This is a genomic window from Actinoplanes sp. NPDC049668 (assembly GCF_044465445.1).
In the GTDB taxonomy this organism is placed as follows: Bacteria; Actinomycetota; Actinomycetes; order Mycobacteriales; family Micromonosporaceae; genus Actinoplanes.
Genome location: NZ_JBITLR010000007.1, coordinates 349,289 through 365,996 on the forward strand (window position 1 = coordinate 349,289; position 16,708 = coordinate 365,996).

Sequence of the window (16,708 nt, forward strand, 5' to 3'; positions counted from 1 at the left end):
CGTACCTCACCTCGTCACCGAAATTCATAGTCTCTTTACATGGCTTACGAGCTGTTCGACGAGGTCGTTGACCGGACGAACACCAACTCCATGAAGTGGGCGTGGACGGGCGCGGGCGACCCGCTGCCGATGTGGGTGGCCGACACCGACTTCAAGGCGCCGCCGGCGGTCATCGACGCCCTGCACCGGGCCGTTGATCACGGAGTCTTCGGCTATCCCGCCGGCGCGACGGAGAGCTACCTCGATGCCGTCACCGGCTGGCAGGCGAGCCGCTTCGGCTGGGAGGTCCCGCGGGACTGGGTGCTGCAGACCTCGGGCGTCATCACCACGCTCAAGACCGCGGTGCAGGCATTCTCCGCGCCGGGCGACTCGATCCTGATCCAGCCACCGGTGTACGCCCACTTCCACGACGACGTCCTGCTCAACGGCCGCTTCCTCGCCTATGCGCCGCTGGAGCGCAACCAGGACGGCTACCGGTTCGACCCGCGGACGTTCGAGGCCGCCATCCGGCCCGACACCAAGATGTTCATCCTCAGCCACCCGCACAACCCGACCGGCAACGTCTGGTCGGCCGAGGAGCTGACCACGATGGGCGAGATCTGCGACCGGCACGGCGTCCTGGTCGTCTCCGACGAGATCCACCAGGATCTGATCCTCAACCGGGCCAAGCGGCACATCCCGTTCGCCTCCCTCGGCGAGCGGTTCGCCCGCAACAGCATCACCTGCACCGCCCCGAGCAAGACCTTCAACCTTCCCGGCCTGCAGAGCGCGAACGTCTTCGTACCGGACCGCCGGCTCCGTGAGGAGCTCGCCCGCCAGTACGACCGCAACGTGTTTCCGCTGGTCAACGTCCTCGGCATGGTCGCCGCCGAGGCGGCCTACGCGCACGGTGCGCCCTGGCTGGACGCGCTGCTCTCCTACCTGCGCGACAACCACACCCACTTCGCGGACAGGATCAACGGCGCGACCTCACGGGTACGGGTACTGCCGGCCGACTCGCTCTACCTCGCCTGGATGGACTGCCGCGGCCTCGGCATGGACGCCGAGTCCCTCGACGAGTTCATGCTCACCGAGGCGCGGCTCTGGCTCGACAAGGGCCAGAAGTTCGGCGCCGAGGGCCACGGCTACATGCGGGTGAATCTCGGCTGCCCCCGCGCCACCGTCGACGAGGCCATCGAACGCCTACTCGGCGCCGTCACCGACCTCTGATCGCCGCCAGCAGGTTCGTGTTGATCCGGATCAGGTGGTCACGCCTCAGCCGTCCAGCGTTTGGACAGGCTGGCCTGTGATCGTGGCGATGAGGTCGAAGTCCTTGTCGACGGAGAGGACGGTCAGTGCCGCCTTTTCCGCCGTCGCCGCGATCAGTAGGTCGGGAATTGACGGTGCGCGGTGCTGACCACGGTCTGCCAGCAGCATCTGTACCTGGAATGCCCTGTCCTCGATGGCGGGCGTCAAGTACTCGATCGGCATCAAGGACAGCGGCGGGAGAACGAACTGCCGGCGACCTGTCTCTCCAGAGCGCGCGGAGTAGCCGAGTTCGAGGCGAGTGATCGTGGAGAGCCGGACCAGCCCGCGGCTGATTCGCGCGCTCCACTTGTCGCGATTCGCTACCTGGCCGAGTTGGAGACGCGCATACGCAGACTTGTCGATCAGCCAGGTCGTCACCGCCATGCGGCGTCCATCACCGTGGGGTCGGCCAGGTCAGCGAAGGCCTCGGCGGATCGTTGCCAATCCTCAGCGGTGACCACCCGCTCGCCGGTGGGGCTGATGCCCTCTTCGAACTTGCGACGCAGGTATTCGTTGCGTGAAAGGCCGAGGTTGGCGGCTGCGGCATCAATGCGGGCGACGGCTTCCTGGCTCAAATCGCGTATGAGGATGTCAGCCATGGCGCGCCTCCGAAGGTATGCGTGATATCACGCTATCACCCAGAGTTCGGCAAGGAGGCGGTTGCGGTCTGGCCGTGGGCCAGGCAAGCGGACTTGATGCAGGTCACGTCTCGAATATCTCTCAGTGACGCTGGGGGGCGAACGTTTCAGTGGGTGTGGTGGCGTCCGATCTGGGGCGCATGGCAGGTCAGCGATTGAGGCTTCCTCGGGGCGCGCAGCTTTCGCAAGAGTCGTGGCGGGCGCGCCATCGGATTCTGCAGGGACTGCTGTGGGTTCATGTGCCACTGCTGATGCTGCTCGGCTTCCTCGGGCCGCGGCCGCTGTACGAGGGCGCCCTGCTGGCGTCCGGCATCGCGGTCGTGGCCGCCATCGGGCGTACCGTCGGTGGGCCGAGGGTTCGGTCGACGGTGACCGGGCTCGGGTTGGTCGGGACGTCGTTCGCCGTGATCCAGCTGGCCGGCGGAGATCCCTCGTCGCATCTGCACCTGTTCGCGATTCTGGTCTTCGTGTCGCTCTACCAGCAGTGGGGTCCGCTGCTGTTCACCGTCGGCGTCGTCGTGGCGCACCACGGCATCCTCGGGCTGGTCGCGCCGGAGATGGTGCTGGGTATGCACATGCACACCGTCGGGGAGGCGGCCGTCATGGTCGCGATTCACGCCGGCTGTGTCGTGCTCGAGGTCGCCGCCATCCTGGTGATGTGGCACTTCACCGAGCAGACCGAACGCGAGGCCCAGGTGATGACCGCCCGGGCCGAAGAGGCCCGCCGGGAGCGCATCGTCGCCGAACAGGAAGCCACCGCTCGGGAGGCCGCGGCGGCACGGGACCGGGCCGAGCGCAGCCGGGCGCGGGCCGAGCGGATCGCGCTCGACGCCGCCGGCCTCGCCGCGGCGGCCAGGGAGGCGATCGCGGCGGTCGGTGCCGTCGACGCCGAGCTGGCGGGCCTCTCCGATGCGGTGCGGAACATCGCGGAGCGTTCCGCTCACGCCGCGTCGGTCGCCGAGTCCGGTGAGCGGGCGGTCGGCACCGCGCGGGAGCGGATGACCGTGCTGGAAGGCTCGGTCACGGAGATCGCCGAGGTGAACGGCTTCATCGCCCTGCTCGCGGGGCAGACGAATCTTCTGGCTCTCAACGCCACCATCGAAGCGGCCCGCGCCGGGGACCTCGGTAAGGGATTCGCCGTCGTGGCGAGCGAGGTCAAACAGCTGGCGACGGAGACCTCCGGTTCGGCGAGCAAGGTCAGCACCGTGATCCAGGCCATCATCGAGCAGACGAATGCCACGGCGGCGGGCTTCGCCTCGACCGCCGAGACGGTCGGCGAGATCAGCCAGGTTCAGATCGACATCGCCGCCTCGGTCGAGCAGCAGGCCGCCGTCCTGGCGGAGGTGACCCGGCAGCTGTCCACCGCGGCGTCCGCCACCAACGACATCCTGAGCGGCCTGGACCGACTGACCGACAACGCGCGCTGATCATCGGAGTCGGCCGGGGTCGGTGGTCAGTTCGACGTTGAGCCAGACGTCGTAGGGCAGGTCGGAGAGCCGCGACGCGATCTCTCGGCGGACCCGGTCCTCGTCGGCGATGTCCCAGCGCCCCGGCTCGACGATGAAGTCGGCCTCCACGTACAGCTTGCGTCCCACCTTGCCCACCCGCAGCACCGACCGGCCGAGGCCGAACTCTGCGCCGACGCGCTCGACCCGGTCACGGACGGGCTGCTGGACGCGCTGATCGGCGGCGCCCTCGAGCAGTTCGACGGCCATGGTCCTGATCATGTGGACCGGCTGCGGCGCCAGCAGCAGGCAGGCCACCAGCACCAGCACCGGGTCGAGGTAGCGATGCGGTCCCGGGCCGAGGCGGTCGCCGAGCAGCAGCGCGAGTGCCGATCCCACCAGCACGACGAGGCTGAGCAGGGCGCCGGCCCACCACTGCCGCGCCTCGGCGTCGAGGAGGTCGGAGTCCGGGTCCGCGCGCCGCAGGTACCGGTGGATCGCCAGCGCAGCGACGGCGGTGACCAGGCCGTAGGCGGCCATGGAACCCGGCGAGACGTCCTCGGTGCCGCCGTCGATGATGACGCGGGTGGCGTCGAGTGCCGCGTATCCGCAGGTGCCGAGCAGGACGAGTCCCTGCATGCCGACGACGAGCGGTGCCAGCGACTCCCGGCCGAAGGGATAGCGGGGTGTCGGCCCGGCGTCCATCAGCCGAGCGGCGTGCAGCGACAGGCCGGTCAGGACCATGCCGATCAGGGTGTACGCGCCATCGAGCAGGATGGCCTGGGAACCCGCGGCCATGCCCCAGCCGACACCGAGCGCCGCGAGCACGGCCGTCGCGACCAGGGACACGCGAAGCGCAACTTGCTCCCTGGGCGGATTCGCACCGGATTGCCGCGACGTTCCCATCGCCTCCCAGTGTCAACGGGGGATGAGGCGAAAGGGCCCTTTCGGGCAAGTTCGGCGGCGGCGCGGGTAGCCTCTGATCAGGAGATCCGTGAGGGTTTGGTGGGCTATGGCCGTACACCCCGGGGGCGCCCCGGTACGCCGGGGCCTGTGGATTTACGGGGGCGCGGTGATCGCCACCGCCCTCGTCATCGTGCCGATCGCCGGCTATCGCCTGGCCGTTCACCCGTACCTGATAGTGGGTTTCTTCGTCCTCATGGCGGCGGCGGATCTGCTGACCGCGCATCTGCTGGTGCAGCAGTTCCTGGCCGGCGGCAGGCTGGCGACGCTGGGCCTGTCGTCGGCCTACCTCTACTCCAGCGCGATGATGGTGCCGTATGCCGTCGTCTTCAGCCGGATGCAGCACCTGAGTGCCGACTCGACCTTCGCCGAGGTCTGCTCACCGTGGCTGTTTCTGGCGGTCATCGGCGGCTTTCCGCTGGTGGTGGCGGCGCAACAACGGGTCGTCGCGGCGCTGCCGGCCCGATGGTGCGGGCGGGTCCGGACCCGGCGACGGGCCGCCGCCGCGGTCGCGACCGCCGCGGTGCTCGTGCTGGTGGCGGCGGTGAACGGCGTCGTCTTCGGTGGCGCGGACTGGCTGCCCCGGCTCTATGAGAGCGGCACGCAGACCACGGCCGGCCGGTGGATAGGCTCTGCGGCGACGCTGACCACGGCCGCCTGCCTGCTGGTGGTGGTCCGGGATCTGGGCCGCCGGCCACCCGCGGAGCGGTGGGTGGCGGTGGCGATCAGCGCGTCCCTGGCCACCGCGATCCTGTACCTGGCCGCCCCGCGTCGCTACACGCTCGGCTGGTATTCGGCTCGGGTCACGCTGCTGCTCACCGCCGGGGTGGTGCTGGTGGCACTGCTCGCCGAAACCGCGAGCCTCTACCGGCGGCTGTCGGCGGCTCACGAGGATCTCGACCGGGCGCACCGCGAACTGAGCCGGCGGGCCGAGCATCTCGCCGCCGTCAATCTCGAGCTGGAGGCCGCGGGCACCTGGAAGAGCGACATGATCGCCACGCTCTCCCACGAGATCAACCAGCCCCTGGCCGTGATCTCGGCCTGCTCCGAGGAGCTGACCGATGAATGGGACACCACGACCGACGAGGAGCGTCGTGCGGCCGTCGGGGCGCTGGGCGACCGAGTCAACCAGCTGCTCGACATGGCAGCGCATCTGCTCGCGCTCTGTCGCGCCGAGCGCGGCGAAATCCGTACCCGGCCCGTCGCGCTGCCGGTCGAGCAGGCGCTGGCGCGGGTCATGGAGAACCTGACGAGGCAGGCCCGTGCGCGGGTCAGCGCCGGCTACGGCCCACCCGGCGCGGCCGTGTTGGCCGACCCGGTGCACACCCACGAGGTGCTGACCAACTTTGTCACGAACGCGGTCAAGTACAGTCCCGGCCACATCCACTTGTCGGCGGCCCTCGACGAGACCGGCAACGAAGTCCTCCTCGCCGTCAGCGACGAAGGCAACGGTGTACCGCCGGAGTTCGTCGCGCACCTGTTCGACCGCTTCACCCAGGCCGAGCAGCCCGGCGCGGCGAGGACCGGCGCCGGTTTCGGGCTGTACCTGTCCAGACTGCTCGCCGAGGCGAACGGGGGCAGGGTCTGGTACGAAGACGTCGTGCCACACGGCAGCCGGTTCGTGCTGTGCCTGCCCAGCGCCCAGCGGAGCCCGAGGCCGGCGGTTTCTCGGGACGCGGGCTTGACCCTGACGTAGCGTCAACCCTCGATGCTGGCGGCATGAGTTACGCGATACGCGTGCGCGGCCTGGAGAAGTCGTTCAAACAACTGAGGGTGCTGCGCGGTGTGGACATCGAGGTGGCACGAGGAAGCATCTTCGCGCTGCTCGGTTCGAACGGTGCGGGCAAGACGACCCTGGTGAAGATCCTGTCCACCCTGCTGAAGGCCGACGCCGGCAGCGCGGAGGTCAACGGCGCCGACGTCGCGACGCAGGCCGCCGACGTCCGCGAGTCCATCAGCCTCACCGGTCAGTTCGCGGCGGTCGACGAGATCCTCACCGGGCGGGAGAACCTCGTCCTGGTCGCCCGGCTGCGGCACCTCAAGAACGCCGGCACGGTCGCCGACGACCTGCTGCGCCGCTTCTCGCTGACCGACGTCGGCGCCCGCCGGGTGGCGACGTACTCCGGGGGCATGCGCCGCCGGCTGGACATCGCGATGAGCCTGGTCGGGGAGCCGCCGGTCATCTTCCTCGACGAGCCGACCACCGGGCTGGACCCGGAGGCGCGCCTCGAGGTCTGGCGTGCCGTCAAGGAACTCGCCTCGGGCGGCACGACCGTGCTGCTCACCACGCAGTACCTCGACGAGGCGGAGCAGCTGGCCGACCGGATCGCGATCCTGCACGACGGCCGCATCCTGGTGAACGGCACCCTCGACGAGCTGCGGCGGCTGCTGCCCCCGGCCAAGGTCGAGTACGTCGAGAAGCAGCCGACCCTCGAGGACGTCTTCCTCACCCTGGTCGGCGCCGCCAAGCACGGAGGACAGTCATGAGCAGCCACTTCGTCGGCGACACCGCCGTCCTGCTGGGACGCTCGCTGCGCCACATCGCGCGCAGCCCCGACACGATCATCACGACGGTGGTCACCCCGATCGCCATGCTGCTGCTTTTCGTGTACGTCCTCGGCGGCGCGATCCAGGCCGGCACCGGCTCGTACGTGAACTACCTGCTGCCCGGCATCCTGATCATCACGATCGCGTCGGGCATCTCCTACACCGCGTACCGGCTGTTCCAGGATCTGCAGGGCGGCATCTTCGAGCGGTTCCAGTCCATGCCGATCGCCCGGTCCGCGGTGCTGTGGGCGCACGTCCTGACCTCGGTGGTCGCCACCCTGATCTCGCTGGTCGTCGTCGTCCTGGTCGCCGTGGCGATGGGCTTCCGGACGGGTGCGGGCGTGCTGGGATGGCTCGGGGTCACCGGCATCCTGGTCCTGTTCACCCTGACGCTGACCTGGCTCGCGGTGATCCCCGGCCTCACCGCGAGCTCCGTGGACGGCGCCAGCGCGTTCGCCTATCCATTGATCTTCCTGCCGTTCATCAGCTCGGCCTTCGTGCCCACCGAGTCGATGCCCGGCCCGGTGCGCGCGTTCGCCGAGAACCAGCCGATGACCTCGATCGTCGACAGCGTCCGGGCGCTGTTCGACGGGCGACCGGTCGGCTCGGGCATCTGGACCGCCCTCGCCTGGTGCGTCGGCCTGCTCGTCGTGGCCATCGCCCTCGCCGGCGTCACCTACCGCCGCCGGGCCGGCTGAGCCAGGATCTGAGCATGCTGACGATCGGGCAGTTGGCCGCGTACGCGGGCGTCACGGTCCGGGCCGTGCGGCACTACCACCAGATCGGGCTGCTGCCGGAGCCGGAGCGGGACGCCTCGGGCTACCGGACGTACGGCGCGCCCGCCGTGGTGTCGCTCATCAAGATCCGTACGCTCGCCGACGCCGGCGTGCCGCTGCGGCAGGTCGCCCGGATGCTCGACGCCGACGAGGCGGCCTTCGCCGAGGCGGTCGAGCGGATCGACGCGCACCTGCGTGCGGAGATCGACCGGCTGGAGGCCAGCCGCAAGCAGGTCGCGCAGCTCGCCGCCGGGGAACGACTGATACTCCCGCCGGAGGTGGTCGGCTACCTCGACCGGCTCCGGGAGATCGGAACGTCCGAGCGGATGCTGGCGGGCGAGCGGGACGGGTGGATCCTGCTCGCGGCCCGCTGGCCCGACCAGGTCGTCGAGTGGGTGCCGTACAAGCTCGCGCAGCTCGACGACCCCCGGGTCGTTCGGCTCTACCAGGTGTTGTCGGCGCTGCTGGAGACAGAGGGCACCGACGATCCGCTCGTCCTTGAGGCCGTCGACCTCCTGGTCGAGCTGGCGGAGCAGGCGGAGGCAGACGGAGAGCTCGAACTCGGCGAGGGCGACCGGGACGAGGTGTCGTTCGCGCTGCTGGACGATCTCGCCGACGCGTCCGACAACCGGGCCGAGCGGTTGCGCGAGCTGATGCGCGAACGCGGCTGGGACGGGTGGACCCGGATGCAGCGCTTGCAGGAGCCGCCCGTGGGTTAGGGTGCCGCATCGACAGGGATCTTGACGGGGGAGTGTTCATGCGGGTGCGTACGGGGATGGCTGTTCTGGTGGTGGCTCTGGGTGTGAGCGGGTGCGGCGCCGCCGCCGGCGAGCCGCGGAAGGACGCCGACAACACGGCGGCGTTGTGCGCGAAGTGGAAGGACTCGACGCGGGCGTTCGTGGGCGGCGCCGGCGAGGAGCTTGCACCGCAGACGCAGGCGTACCGCGAGGCCATTGAGGACGAGTACGTCGGGAAGCAGCGGCCGAAGGCCAAGCTGGCCGAGATCCAGCGGGCCTACTGGAGTGCGCAGGCGGCGGTGCCGCGCGTGCTCGCCGCCGAGGCCACCGATCCCGAGCTGAGTGACGCCTTCGCGGGCTACGCCGACGAGCTCGCGGGCAGGGCCCAGGGCCGGCTCCCGGAGACCGGAGGCGCCATGCTGTCGCCGGCGCAGACGACGTTGATGTCGATCTGCTTCCCGGGATCATGGCCCAGCAGCCCGGCCACCCCTGGTCGGTGACCACCCGGTCGGCCGCCGAGCCTCGCTATTTGACGAGGATGAACTCGGTGGGCTGATACCCCAACGGATACTGGGGGGCCTGGCCGCCGACGCTCATGTTGACTCGCGGCGACAGATCAAGCCAGCTGTGCGGTTCGGGCCGTCCCATCCAGGTCGTGTCCGGAACGTGCCCGGCGTGGCCCTGGTAGGGGGCACCCCTCGCGGCCGCGGCGGCGCGTTCGGCGGCAGCGGCCTGCGACGCCGCGGTGCGCAGCGCGCCGCTGGTCGGCACCCGTCCGGTAGGTGACAGCTTGCCGGCGGAGATCGCCTCGTTGCTGCCCTTGATGTACGCCTCCAGTTCCGCGATCTCCGCCGCGGTGGCTGCTGGAGGCGCTCTGATGAGCACCGGCCCGGAGAGGGTGAGTGGCACCGGGATTATGCCGTACGCCACCGGAACCACGTTGCCGTTGGCGTCCCGCCAGGGGTGGGGGTCGGGCGCGGGCAGGTCGAAGAACGGGTCGTCGGGATTGCGTGCGTGCCAGTACTGGGCGTCGCGGCCGCTGAAGATGTCGTCGGTATGCCGGAAGAAATCGCTGACGAAGTAGCTGAACATGTTGGACGCCGAGTCGGCGGCCTCGAGCAGGGGCGCCGGCCCGTACACGTCTATCTCGTCGGCCCACAGGTTGGGGTCGCCCAGGCCGGCCAGGGCCTGCTCCGCCGACCAGTCGGGGGTTCCGGGATCCGCCTCGTACGGCCACGGTGCCCAGTCGTCGGGGTCGCTGGCATCGTCGGGTTGATGGCCGGTGGCGTCCGTCCAGCCGAGCGGGTTGCCGTACGCGTAGAGGTACCGGTTGCCGGACTGGGTGCGGCCGCGGTCCGGCACGACGGAGTCGGGGCTCAGGAATCGCGCGGTCTTGGGCTCGTAGTACCGGTCGCCCATCTGGATGAGGCCGGACCACGGGTCCTGACGCTGACCGGTGAACCGGAGGTCGGTGGCCGCGCTCTGCGGGCCCGGCGACGCCCCGGACGGGCGGTAGTCGTAGCGGGCGCCGACCGCCCCGGTCCCGGTCGTCAGCAGACGGGTCGATCCGAGCCGGTCGGTATGGAAGAAGTGCAGACCGTTGCGGTCGCGGCCGGCGATGAGCGTGGAGCCGGCCCAGTAGAACTTGACGCTGTCGGCTCCGCGCGCGCCCGCCTCGAGCCACGGCCCGAAGTATCGGCGGACCCGCGTACCGTGGCGGGTTTCGACGCGGGTGCCGTCGGCGTCGTACCGCATGCAGGTCCGCCGGCCGGCCTCGTCCTCGACCATCACCAGGCGGTTGTCGTCGTCCCAGGCCAGGTGCCGCATGGCCGGGGTCGTCGAGGACCCGGCGGTGCAACCCGCGGCGCCGGCCGCCGGCGGCAGGCGCAGGCGCTGACCCGGGTAGATCCAGTGCGGGTCGGTGAAGCGGCCGCCGGGCGGGTCGGGATACCGCTCGCCGCGGTTCAGCGCGAAGATCTCCGGCCATCGCCGCGGGTCGCCGAGGCGATCGGCCGCGATCGCCCAGAGCGTGTCGCGACGCCGGCCGGGTTGCTTGGCGCGCACGGTGTACGTGGGCGCGTCGCCTACCGCCACGGTGTTGCCGTTGGCGTCGTAGTAGTACCGCTCGCCGGCGATGCTCGACGCGGCGTGCGGACCCCGGCACGGCGCCCGCGCGGTTCCCGAGCCGCATCCGGCGGGGCCCGGCGGCGGATAGGTGTACCCGCCGTTGACCGACGACTGCCGCAGGTTGCCGACCGTGTCCCAGCTCAGGTGCTCGGCCAGGGCGCCGGTCACCTCGGTGAGCCGGTCCAGGCCGTCGTAGGTGAACGACAGCTGTCGTCCCGGTGGGGTGACGGACTCGGTCCGCACCAGGCCGTCGGGCTCGTGGGTGTAGCCGATCCGCAGCAGCGGCCCGGTGACGGGGGAGGCGGTGCTGATCTCGTTGAGCCAGCGCCTTTTCGGATCCCAGGTCCACGCGGTGACGGTGCTGTCGGCCCGCTCGGTCCAGGTCGGATTCCCGTCGGGGTCGTAGCGGAACTCACCCACCAGACCCGGCATGTCCCGCAGGCGGCCCGCGGTGTCATATCCGTACGTCTGCCGTTCGCCGTCGGGGTAGGTGACCGCCAGCTGGCGGCCGAGGCCGTCCCACTCGAAGCCGACGGCCTGCCGATCGCCGCCCACGCATCTGAGGTCCTCGGCGAGGTCACCGCCGGGGTGGTAGCGCAGCGACCGGGACCGGCCGCCCGGGCAGCCCTGACCGGTGGGGTCGCCGACCGAGGTGAGCTGTCCGATGCCGGCACCGTGCCCCGGCTCGTCGTAGTGCCACCGGAACTCGGAACCGTCCCGACGGATCTCGGCCACCGGCCGGTTGGCGGCGTCGTAGCGGTACCTGAGCCGCCGGCCGCGCGCGTCGGTCTGGGTGTCGCGGTTCCCGGCCGGGTCCCAGGTCCAGCGCCACACCCCGAGATCGGGGTCGTCGATCGCGGCAACCTCACCGAGGAGCGTGTAGTACCACCGGCTGACGTTGCCCTGGTCGTCGGTCATCGTCCTGAGCCGGCCGGCGGCGTCGTATCCGTAGCGCAGCCGGGACACGGTGCCGTGGTCCCGTTGCTCCACCACGGCGAGTCGGCCGTGCGCGTCGGACTTGCGCGTCGTGGTGTCGCCGCGCTCGTCGGTCTCGTCGACCCAGGTGTACTCGTCGTCGTTGCGGTACGTCCACCGGCGTATGGCGCCGTCGGCATGGGTATGGCTGGTCAGCCGGCCGTCGGCGTCGTAGGCGTAGCGCTCCACCACCGGCGCCTCGCCCGCCGGGAGGCTGAACCAGTTGGTCGTCGCGGCCGGCCGCGCCGCGGCGTCGGAGTAGAAGAGGTGCCGCACGAAGGTGCGACCGGGTTGGTCTCCTTCGCGTTCGATGCCGGTCGGGCGGTCCAGCCCGTCCAGGAACGTCTCCGACCAGAGGCCGTCGGGGGTGCCGTCGTCGCGTACCTCGCGGATCCGTCGGCGGGCCGGATCGTTCCAGTCGAGATAGCTGTAGCGGACCGCGCCCCGGCCGGGCTGCCGCACGGTCGCCGGCCGGCCGAACGGATCGGGGTCGGTCTCCAGCCGGGCGCCGTTGGCGTCGGTGAACGCCGTGATCAGGCCCTGCCGACGGTCCCAGTCGGTGACGGTGCACTGCCGCAACGCGTTGCACACGCGCTCCGGCAGCAGCTGGCGCTCGGGGTCGTAGGTGGTCGTAGTCGTGTGACCGAGGGCGTCGGTGACCGAGGTGCGGTTGCCGAACGCGTCGTAGGTGAGGGTGGTGGTGAGGTAGCGGCCCCGGTCGTCCAGCCGCTTGACCGCGGTCAGGAGGCCGAGCCTGCCCGGCACGCCGGGGCAGGCACCCCGCGGCGGGCCGTTGTCGCCGTCGTAGCACCAACCGGTGTCGCGCAGCCGTTTCGAGGTCGCACCCGTGCCGTCCCGAAGTTCCTCGCCGGCCGGTGCGTCGACGATCCACGGCTGGGTGGCGGGTCGAAAACGCCGCCGGATCACCTGGTCGTCGCCCGGGTCCGCGGGGTCCCCCAGGGCCTGGAACCGCTCGACATTGCCGAAACGGTCGTAGGCGTACGCGATGCGACTCTCCCGGCCCACCGCCGGGCCGCCGCCGGTCGGTGTGTCGTACTCCCAGGTGCCGGCGGTCTCCGGCAGACAGGTGGCCGGGACGCGTCCGCCGGTGGGCAGGTACGAGGTGACGGTGCGGCCCAGCAGGCGGCCGGCCGCGTCCTGGCGGAAGGACGACACCGGCCGCACCAGGCAGGTGTCGTCGATGCGGTAGTGCTGCACGGTGCTGCGGGCCGGCCGGTTCGCGGCGGCCGCCTGGGTTGTCGCGGTCCGGGCCCAGCCGAGCAGCCGCCGGTCGGTGTACGACCATCGCGCACACGAGTAGTCGTACTCCGCGCGCGCCGGCGAGGTGCCCGCGACGCGTAGCTCCACCGCCGCCGGCAGGTTCAGGACGACGCCGTGCGGAAGGTGGCAGCCGGACAACTCCGGCGCCGGCGGGCTGCGCGTCCGGAACGCCGACGACGGCCGGTAGCCGATGCTGGTCCGGGCGCCGAGGCCGTTGTCGACGCCGACGAGAAGGTCCGGCGGCGCGGCCGCGCGGATCGTGGTGACCTGCAGCGATCCCGCCCGCAGGTCGAGACGGACCAGGTCCGCGTCCGCGTCACCGTCCGCGTCGGCCGGCGCGAACTCCAGGGCGCCCGGTGACGCGTAGCCGGGTAGCGCGTTCGGCACCGGCGCGGTGGGCCGCCACACCCCCTGCCCCAGCGAGGTGAGCGTGTCGATCCGCAGACCGAGCTCCGGCTGACCGCCGGGCACGTGCGGCGGCAGCCGGAAGGGCAGCAGGTGCAGCAGGTCCGATCGGCCGTCGTGGTTGACATCGGTCACCCGCCAGCGTGCCGTGTCGGCGATCGCCGCGTCGTCGGCGAAGGGGTTCGGAAACGCGTCGGCGGCGTTCTCCGGCCGCCACCTGCCGTCGCCGTGTGCCAGCAGCGACCGAACGGAGATCCCGGTCGCCGTACGGTCCGGCCGGACGAGGTCCGCCTTGCCATCGCCGTTGGCATCCGCTACCAGCCACCTGCGGGCGTCGACGGCGAGGTGCGTGCCGGCGAAGGGCTGGGTCGCCCGGCGCCAGCGGAGTCCGTCGCCGGTGGACAGAACGGTGTCCACCCAGCCGCCGCCGGCGACCGGGCGAACCCGGACGAGGTCGGTCCGGCCGTCACCGTTCACATCGGCCTGTTGCCAGCTCAGCGGTCCCGCGGCCGGCGGCTCGCCCGGCACCCGCCCCGGCCGGGGCGTCCAGGCCGCATCGCCGGTGGACAACAGGGTGTTGATACGCAGCACCTGGTCGGCGCGGTACAGGTGGATCAGGTCCGTCCGGCCGTCGCCGTTGACATCCATGGTCCGCCAGCCGGGGTCGTCGCGCCCGGACTCGCCCGGGTTCTGCGCGACGTAGTTGGGCCAGGCGACCCGCGTCCGCTCGGTCCACCCGCCGGCACCGTCGGCCAGCAGGGAGGTGATCCGGAATCGGCCGGGCTCGTCCACCAGGTAGATGAGATCGGCGCGGCCGTCCGCGTTGACGTCGCCGACCTTCCAGTTCCGGGCGACCTGGGTGCCGCGGCCCGGCAACACGCGCTGGGCCCGCTGCAGGTAGCCGCCGCCCGGTCGCCGCAGCAGGGCGTAGATCGTGGTGGAGTCCTTGGCCGGATGGACGTAGAGGGTGTCCTGCCGGCCGTCGCCGTCCACGTCGGCACCGATCGACCGCCGGGCGCTGTCCGCCCCGGTGCGTGGCGACACGTCATCCACCGCGATCAGCGGACCGGCGTCGCTGTACATGCCGAACAGGTCCGCGAGGCCGTCGCCGTCGACGTCCGGGGCGTGCACGCCCTGCCACGTCAGCAGGTCGTCGAACGTGTACGCGCGTTCGCTGGACGCGCCGCAGTCGGTCCAGCTCGCCGGCCACCGGAACGTGCCGTCACCGACGCCGAACACCCGGGTGAAGCTGGTGTGCGGGCGGTCGAACGCGGGCGAGCAGGCGGTGGCCGGATGCGCCTCGGTCAGCATGGGGAACAACAGGTCGATGTTCCCGTCGCCGTCGGCGTCGCCGGCGGTCACGTGGACCATCAGGTATCGCTCGTCGCCGACCAGCCGGTCGGGAACCTGGTCCTCCCGCGCCAGCCAGCCGCCGCCGCGCTGGCTCACCAGGGTCTGCACGAGGCCACGCCGGGTCGGCTGGCCCGGCAGGGTGACCACCCGCAGCAGATCGGCGCGGCCGTCGCCGTTGACGTCGGCGGCGCGCAGCCGGCCGTTCCATCCGTGGAACGCCGTCTGGTGATCCACCAGGGAGTAGGTGCCGTCGCCGCGTCCGAATCCGGTCCACCAGCGGTGCCTGAACGCCAGGCTCACGTCGGCGCGGCCGTCGGCGTCGGCGTCGCCGACGGCCAGGTCCGGTGTGCCGCGGTGCGAGCCGCGATCCGGGGCGGCGACGGAGGCGGTGGTGAAGGTGCCGTCGCCCCGGCCCAGCGCGGTGCCGAGATACTGGTTGAGCGGCTCCAGGATCGGGCTCACGAACGGGTCCGAGTACACGCAGACCAGATCGGCCCGGCCATCCCCGTTCGCGTCGCCGGGCTGGCAGAGCATGTCGAAGCCCGAGTTCGGGTTGTCGATCCAGGAGGTCTCGGTGAACGACGGCAGCAGGCGGAAGGTGCCGTCGTGCTCGGACAGCGCCACGAAGATCAGCATCACCTGTGGTGCCGTCTGGCCGCCCACCGGAAACGAGATCACCGGCCGGCCCCGCCGATGGCCGACGGTCAGGATCAGGTCGTCGCTGCCGTCCGCGTTGACGTCGGTCGCCCACACCTGCAGGCCACGGTCGAGCGGATCGCCCCAGCCGTCCGGGTCCGGCCACGGGAGGATCTCGGAGACGGAGGTCGGTACCAGCCCGCGGTCGCTCACTCCGGTGGTGATCTCCACCCGGGCCGGCCCGGCGTCGTCGTTGGCGTTGACCTTGATCCAATCGGTGCGGTCATCGCCGTTGATGTCGCCCGTCGTGTACGGGGTGTCCTCCGGATCTCGCGGCCGCTGGTGGAACTCGCGGTCGACCACCTGGTCGCGGAAGACCGAACCGGGTCGCGAGCCGTTCCACCGCGGGCCCGGATCGGGGATCGTCGCGACGGGCTCGGCGGCCCACCAGGCGGCCGGCGCCGGGCCGGCCTGCGCGGTCAGCGTGAGGGCAGGCGCGGCCGTGCCGGACACCACGGTGCCCGAGCCGTCGAGCACGGCGTCCCGGCCGTACTGTTGCACCGCTCGCAGCATCGAGCGGGAGGTGGTGCCCGTTCGCGTCTCGTACCGCAGCGCGTATGCCCGCAGCCGCTCCCCGTGCACCTGGACGTCGATGGACTTGAGGCGGTGCCGGGTCACCACGAGTGCGCGACCGTCGGCCTGATCGATCGGATCGGGCCGAGGCTCCGAGTGGAACGTGACGACCACGCCGTTGTACGAGATGGCGCGTGGATATTCGCGGCCGGTGCCGAGCGGGTCGGCGTTCTGTGAGTAGGAGTAGGCGACCTGGTTGCCCCGCGGATCCTGGACGCCGGCCAGGTGCCAGGCCGCCGGATCCGTACCCACCGGCAGGCGCGGCCGGTACGTCAGCCGCGTTCCGTCCCGATTCCAGACGCGCCACGTGCCGCCCGCGGCGGAGGGTTCGAATTCGATTCGCCGGTAGCCCTCCACCTGCGTGGCGTAACCCTGTGCGGCCGGTGAGGACGGATGCTCGCATCCGGGACTCCGTACCGGTGCGGCACCGCCGGCCCGGCATCGCACCAGCCGGAGCCCGTCGAGGTGGAACTCGTCCTGATCCGTGTGGCTCGGCACCCCGCGGCCCGGCGCCAGCCGCGTTATCTCCGACAGGCCGGACAGCGACCATCCGACGCCGAGCCAGCCGTTCGGCGCACCCGCGTCATAACTCAGCCGCAGCGCCGGTTCGAGACCGCGGAAGGCGGGCACCTCCACCCGGACGTCGGTGTAGCCGCCGGGTCCGCTCGCGTCCGGGCCGCCCGCCCGGCTCTGCGCCTCGGGCCGCATTCCGACCAGATCCGAGGCCAGCAGGCCGCACACGAGCACCACCGCGGCGGACGCGCGTACTCCCATGGTCTCGGCTCTCGGCGCAGGAATGGCTCTCAGCGCCAATCGTGCACAAAAGCCATCGATGGTGGTCAGCGGATAGTCGGGTATGCGATTGAAGTTCGGGGTTTCCAGCGGGGCTTAGGACGGATATGGCC

Annotated in this window: 11 protein-coding genes; 7 read left to right on the forward strand and 4 right to left on the reverse strand. The window is 71.2% G+C overall.

All coding sequences use genetic code 11. The features are described from left to right. Window positions 1-39 precede the first annotated feature (39 nt). A complete protein-coding gene (locus tag ACIBSW_RS29715) occupies window positions 40-1,209 on the forward strand; it encodes a MalY/PatB family protein (RefSeq protein WP_354725143.1) in 1,170 nt (389 codons plus the stop codon). Window positions 1,210-1,254: 45 nt separating this feature from the next. Here ACIBSW_RS29715 and ACIBSW_RS29720 read toward each other — a convergent pair whose 3' ends face one another. Continuing rightward, window positions 1,255-1,671 (reverse strand): PIN domain nuclease, encoded by a 417-nt coding sequence (locus ACIBSW_RS29720; RefSeq protein ID WP_354725145.1) that lies wholly within the window; start codon window positions 1,669-1,671, stop codon window positions 1,255-1,257. Then, entirely contained in the window at window positions 1,662-1,886 is a 225-nt protein-coding gene (locus ACIBSW_RS29725; protein WP_354725147.1) for a hypothetical protein, read from the reverse strand. The genes ACIBSW_RS29720 and ACIBSW_RS29725 overlap by 10 nt, the downstream gene beginning before the upstream one ends. Before the next feature lie 278 nt (window positions 1,887-2,164). On the opposite strand from ACIBSW_RS29725, the gene ACIBSW_RS29730 reads away from it, so the two are divergent. Beyond that, complete coding sequence (locus tag ACIBSW_RS29730; protein ID WP_354725149.1) at window positions 2,165-3,352, forward strand: methyl-accepting chemotaxis protein; 1,188 nt, start codon at window positions 2,165-2,167, stop codon at window positions 3,350-3,352. On the opposite strand, the gene ACIBSW_RS29735 is transcribed toward ACIBSW_RS29730, so the two are convergent. Continuing rightward, window positions 3,353-4,219: a cation transporter gene (locus ACIBSW_RS29735; RefSeq protein ID WP_354725151.1), complete on the reverse strand. Its 867-nt coding sequence runs from the start codon at window positions 4,217-4,219 to the stop codon at window positions 3,353-3,355. A gap of 223 nt (window positions 4,220-4,442) precedes the next feature. On the opposite strand from ACIBSW_RS29735, the gene ACIBSW_RS29740 reads away from it, so the two are divergent. Genes ACIBSW_RS29740 through ACIBSW_RS29760 form a run of 5 tightly spaced genes read left to right on the forward strand, consistent with a single transcriptional unit; the run spans window position 4,443 to window position 8,893 of the window. Next, on the forward strand, window positions 4,443-6,029 hold the full coding sequence (locus ACIBSW_RS29740; protein WP_354725153.1) for an ATP-binding protein: 1,587 nt from the start codon (window positions 4,443-4,445) through the stop codon (window positions 6,027-6,029). 23 nt (window positions 6,030-6,052) lie between these two features. Further along, a complete protein-coding gene (locus ACIBSW_RS29745) occupies window positions 6,053-6,820 on the forward strand; it encodes an ABC transporter ATP-binding protein (protein ID WP_354725154.1) in 768 nt (255 codons plus the stop codon). Beyond that, on the forward strand, window positions 6,817-7,578 hold the full coding sequence (locus ACIBSW_RS29750; protein WP_354725155.1) for an ABC transporter permease: 762 nt from the start codon (window positions 6,817-6,819) through the stop codon (window positions 7,576-7,578). Before ACIBSW_RS29745 ends, ACIBSW_RS29750 begins: the two co-directional genes overlap by 4 nt. Window positions 7,579-7,592: 14 nt before the next feature. Then, window positions 7,593-8,375 carry a MerR family transcriptional regulator gene (locus ACIBSW_RS29755; protein WP_354725157.1) on the forward strand — a complete coding sequence of 261 codons (783 nt, stop codon included), beginning with the start codon at window positions 7,593-7,595 and terminating at the stop codon, window positions 8,373-8,375. Window positions 8,376-8,413: 38 nt separating this feature from the next. Further along, window positions 8,414-8,893 (forward strand): hypothetical protein, encoded by a 480-nt coding sequence (locus tag ACIBSW_RS29760; protein WP_354725159.1) that lies wholly within the window; start codon window positions 8,414-8,416, stop codon window positions 8,891-8,893. A gap of 25 nt (window positions 8,894-8,918) precedes the next feature. On the opposite strand, the gene ACIBSW_RS29765 is transcribed toward ACIBSW_RS29760, so the two are convergent. Next, window positions 8,919-16,577, reverse strand: coding sequence for an FG-GAP-like repeat-containing protein (locus ACIBSW_RS29765; protein ID WP_354725161.1), 7,659 nt, complete (start codon window positions 16,575-16,577; stop codon window positions 8,919-8,921). Window positions 16,578-16,708: the final 131 nt, after the last annotated feature.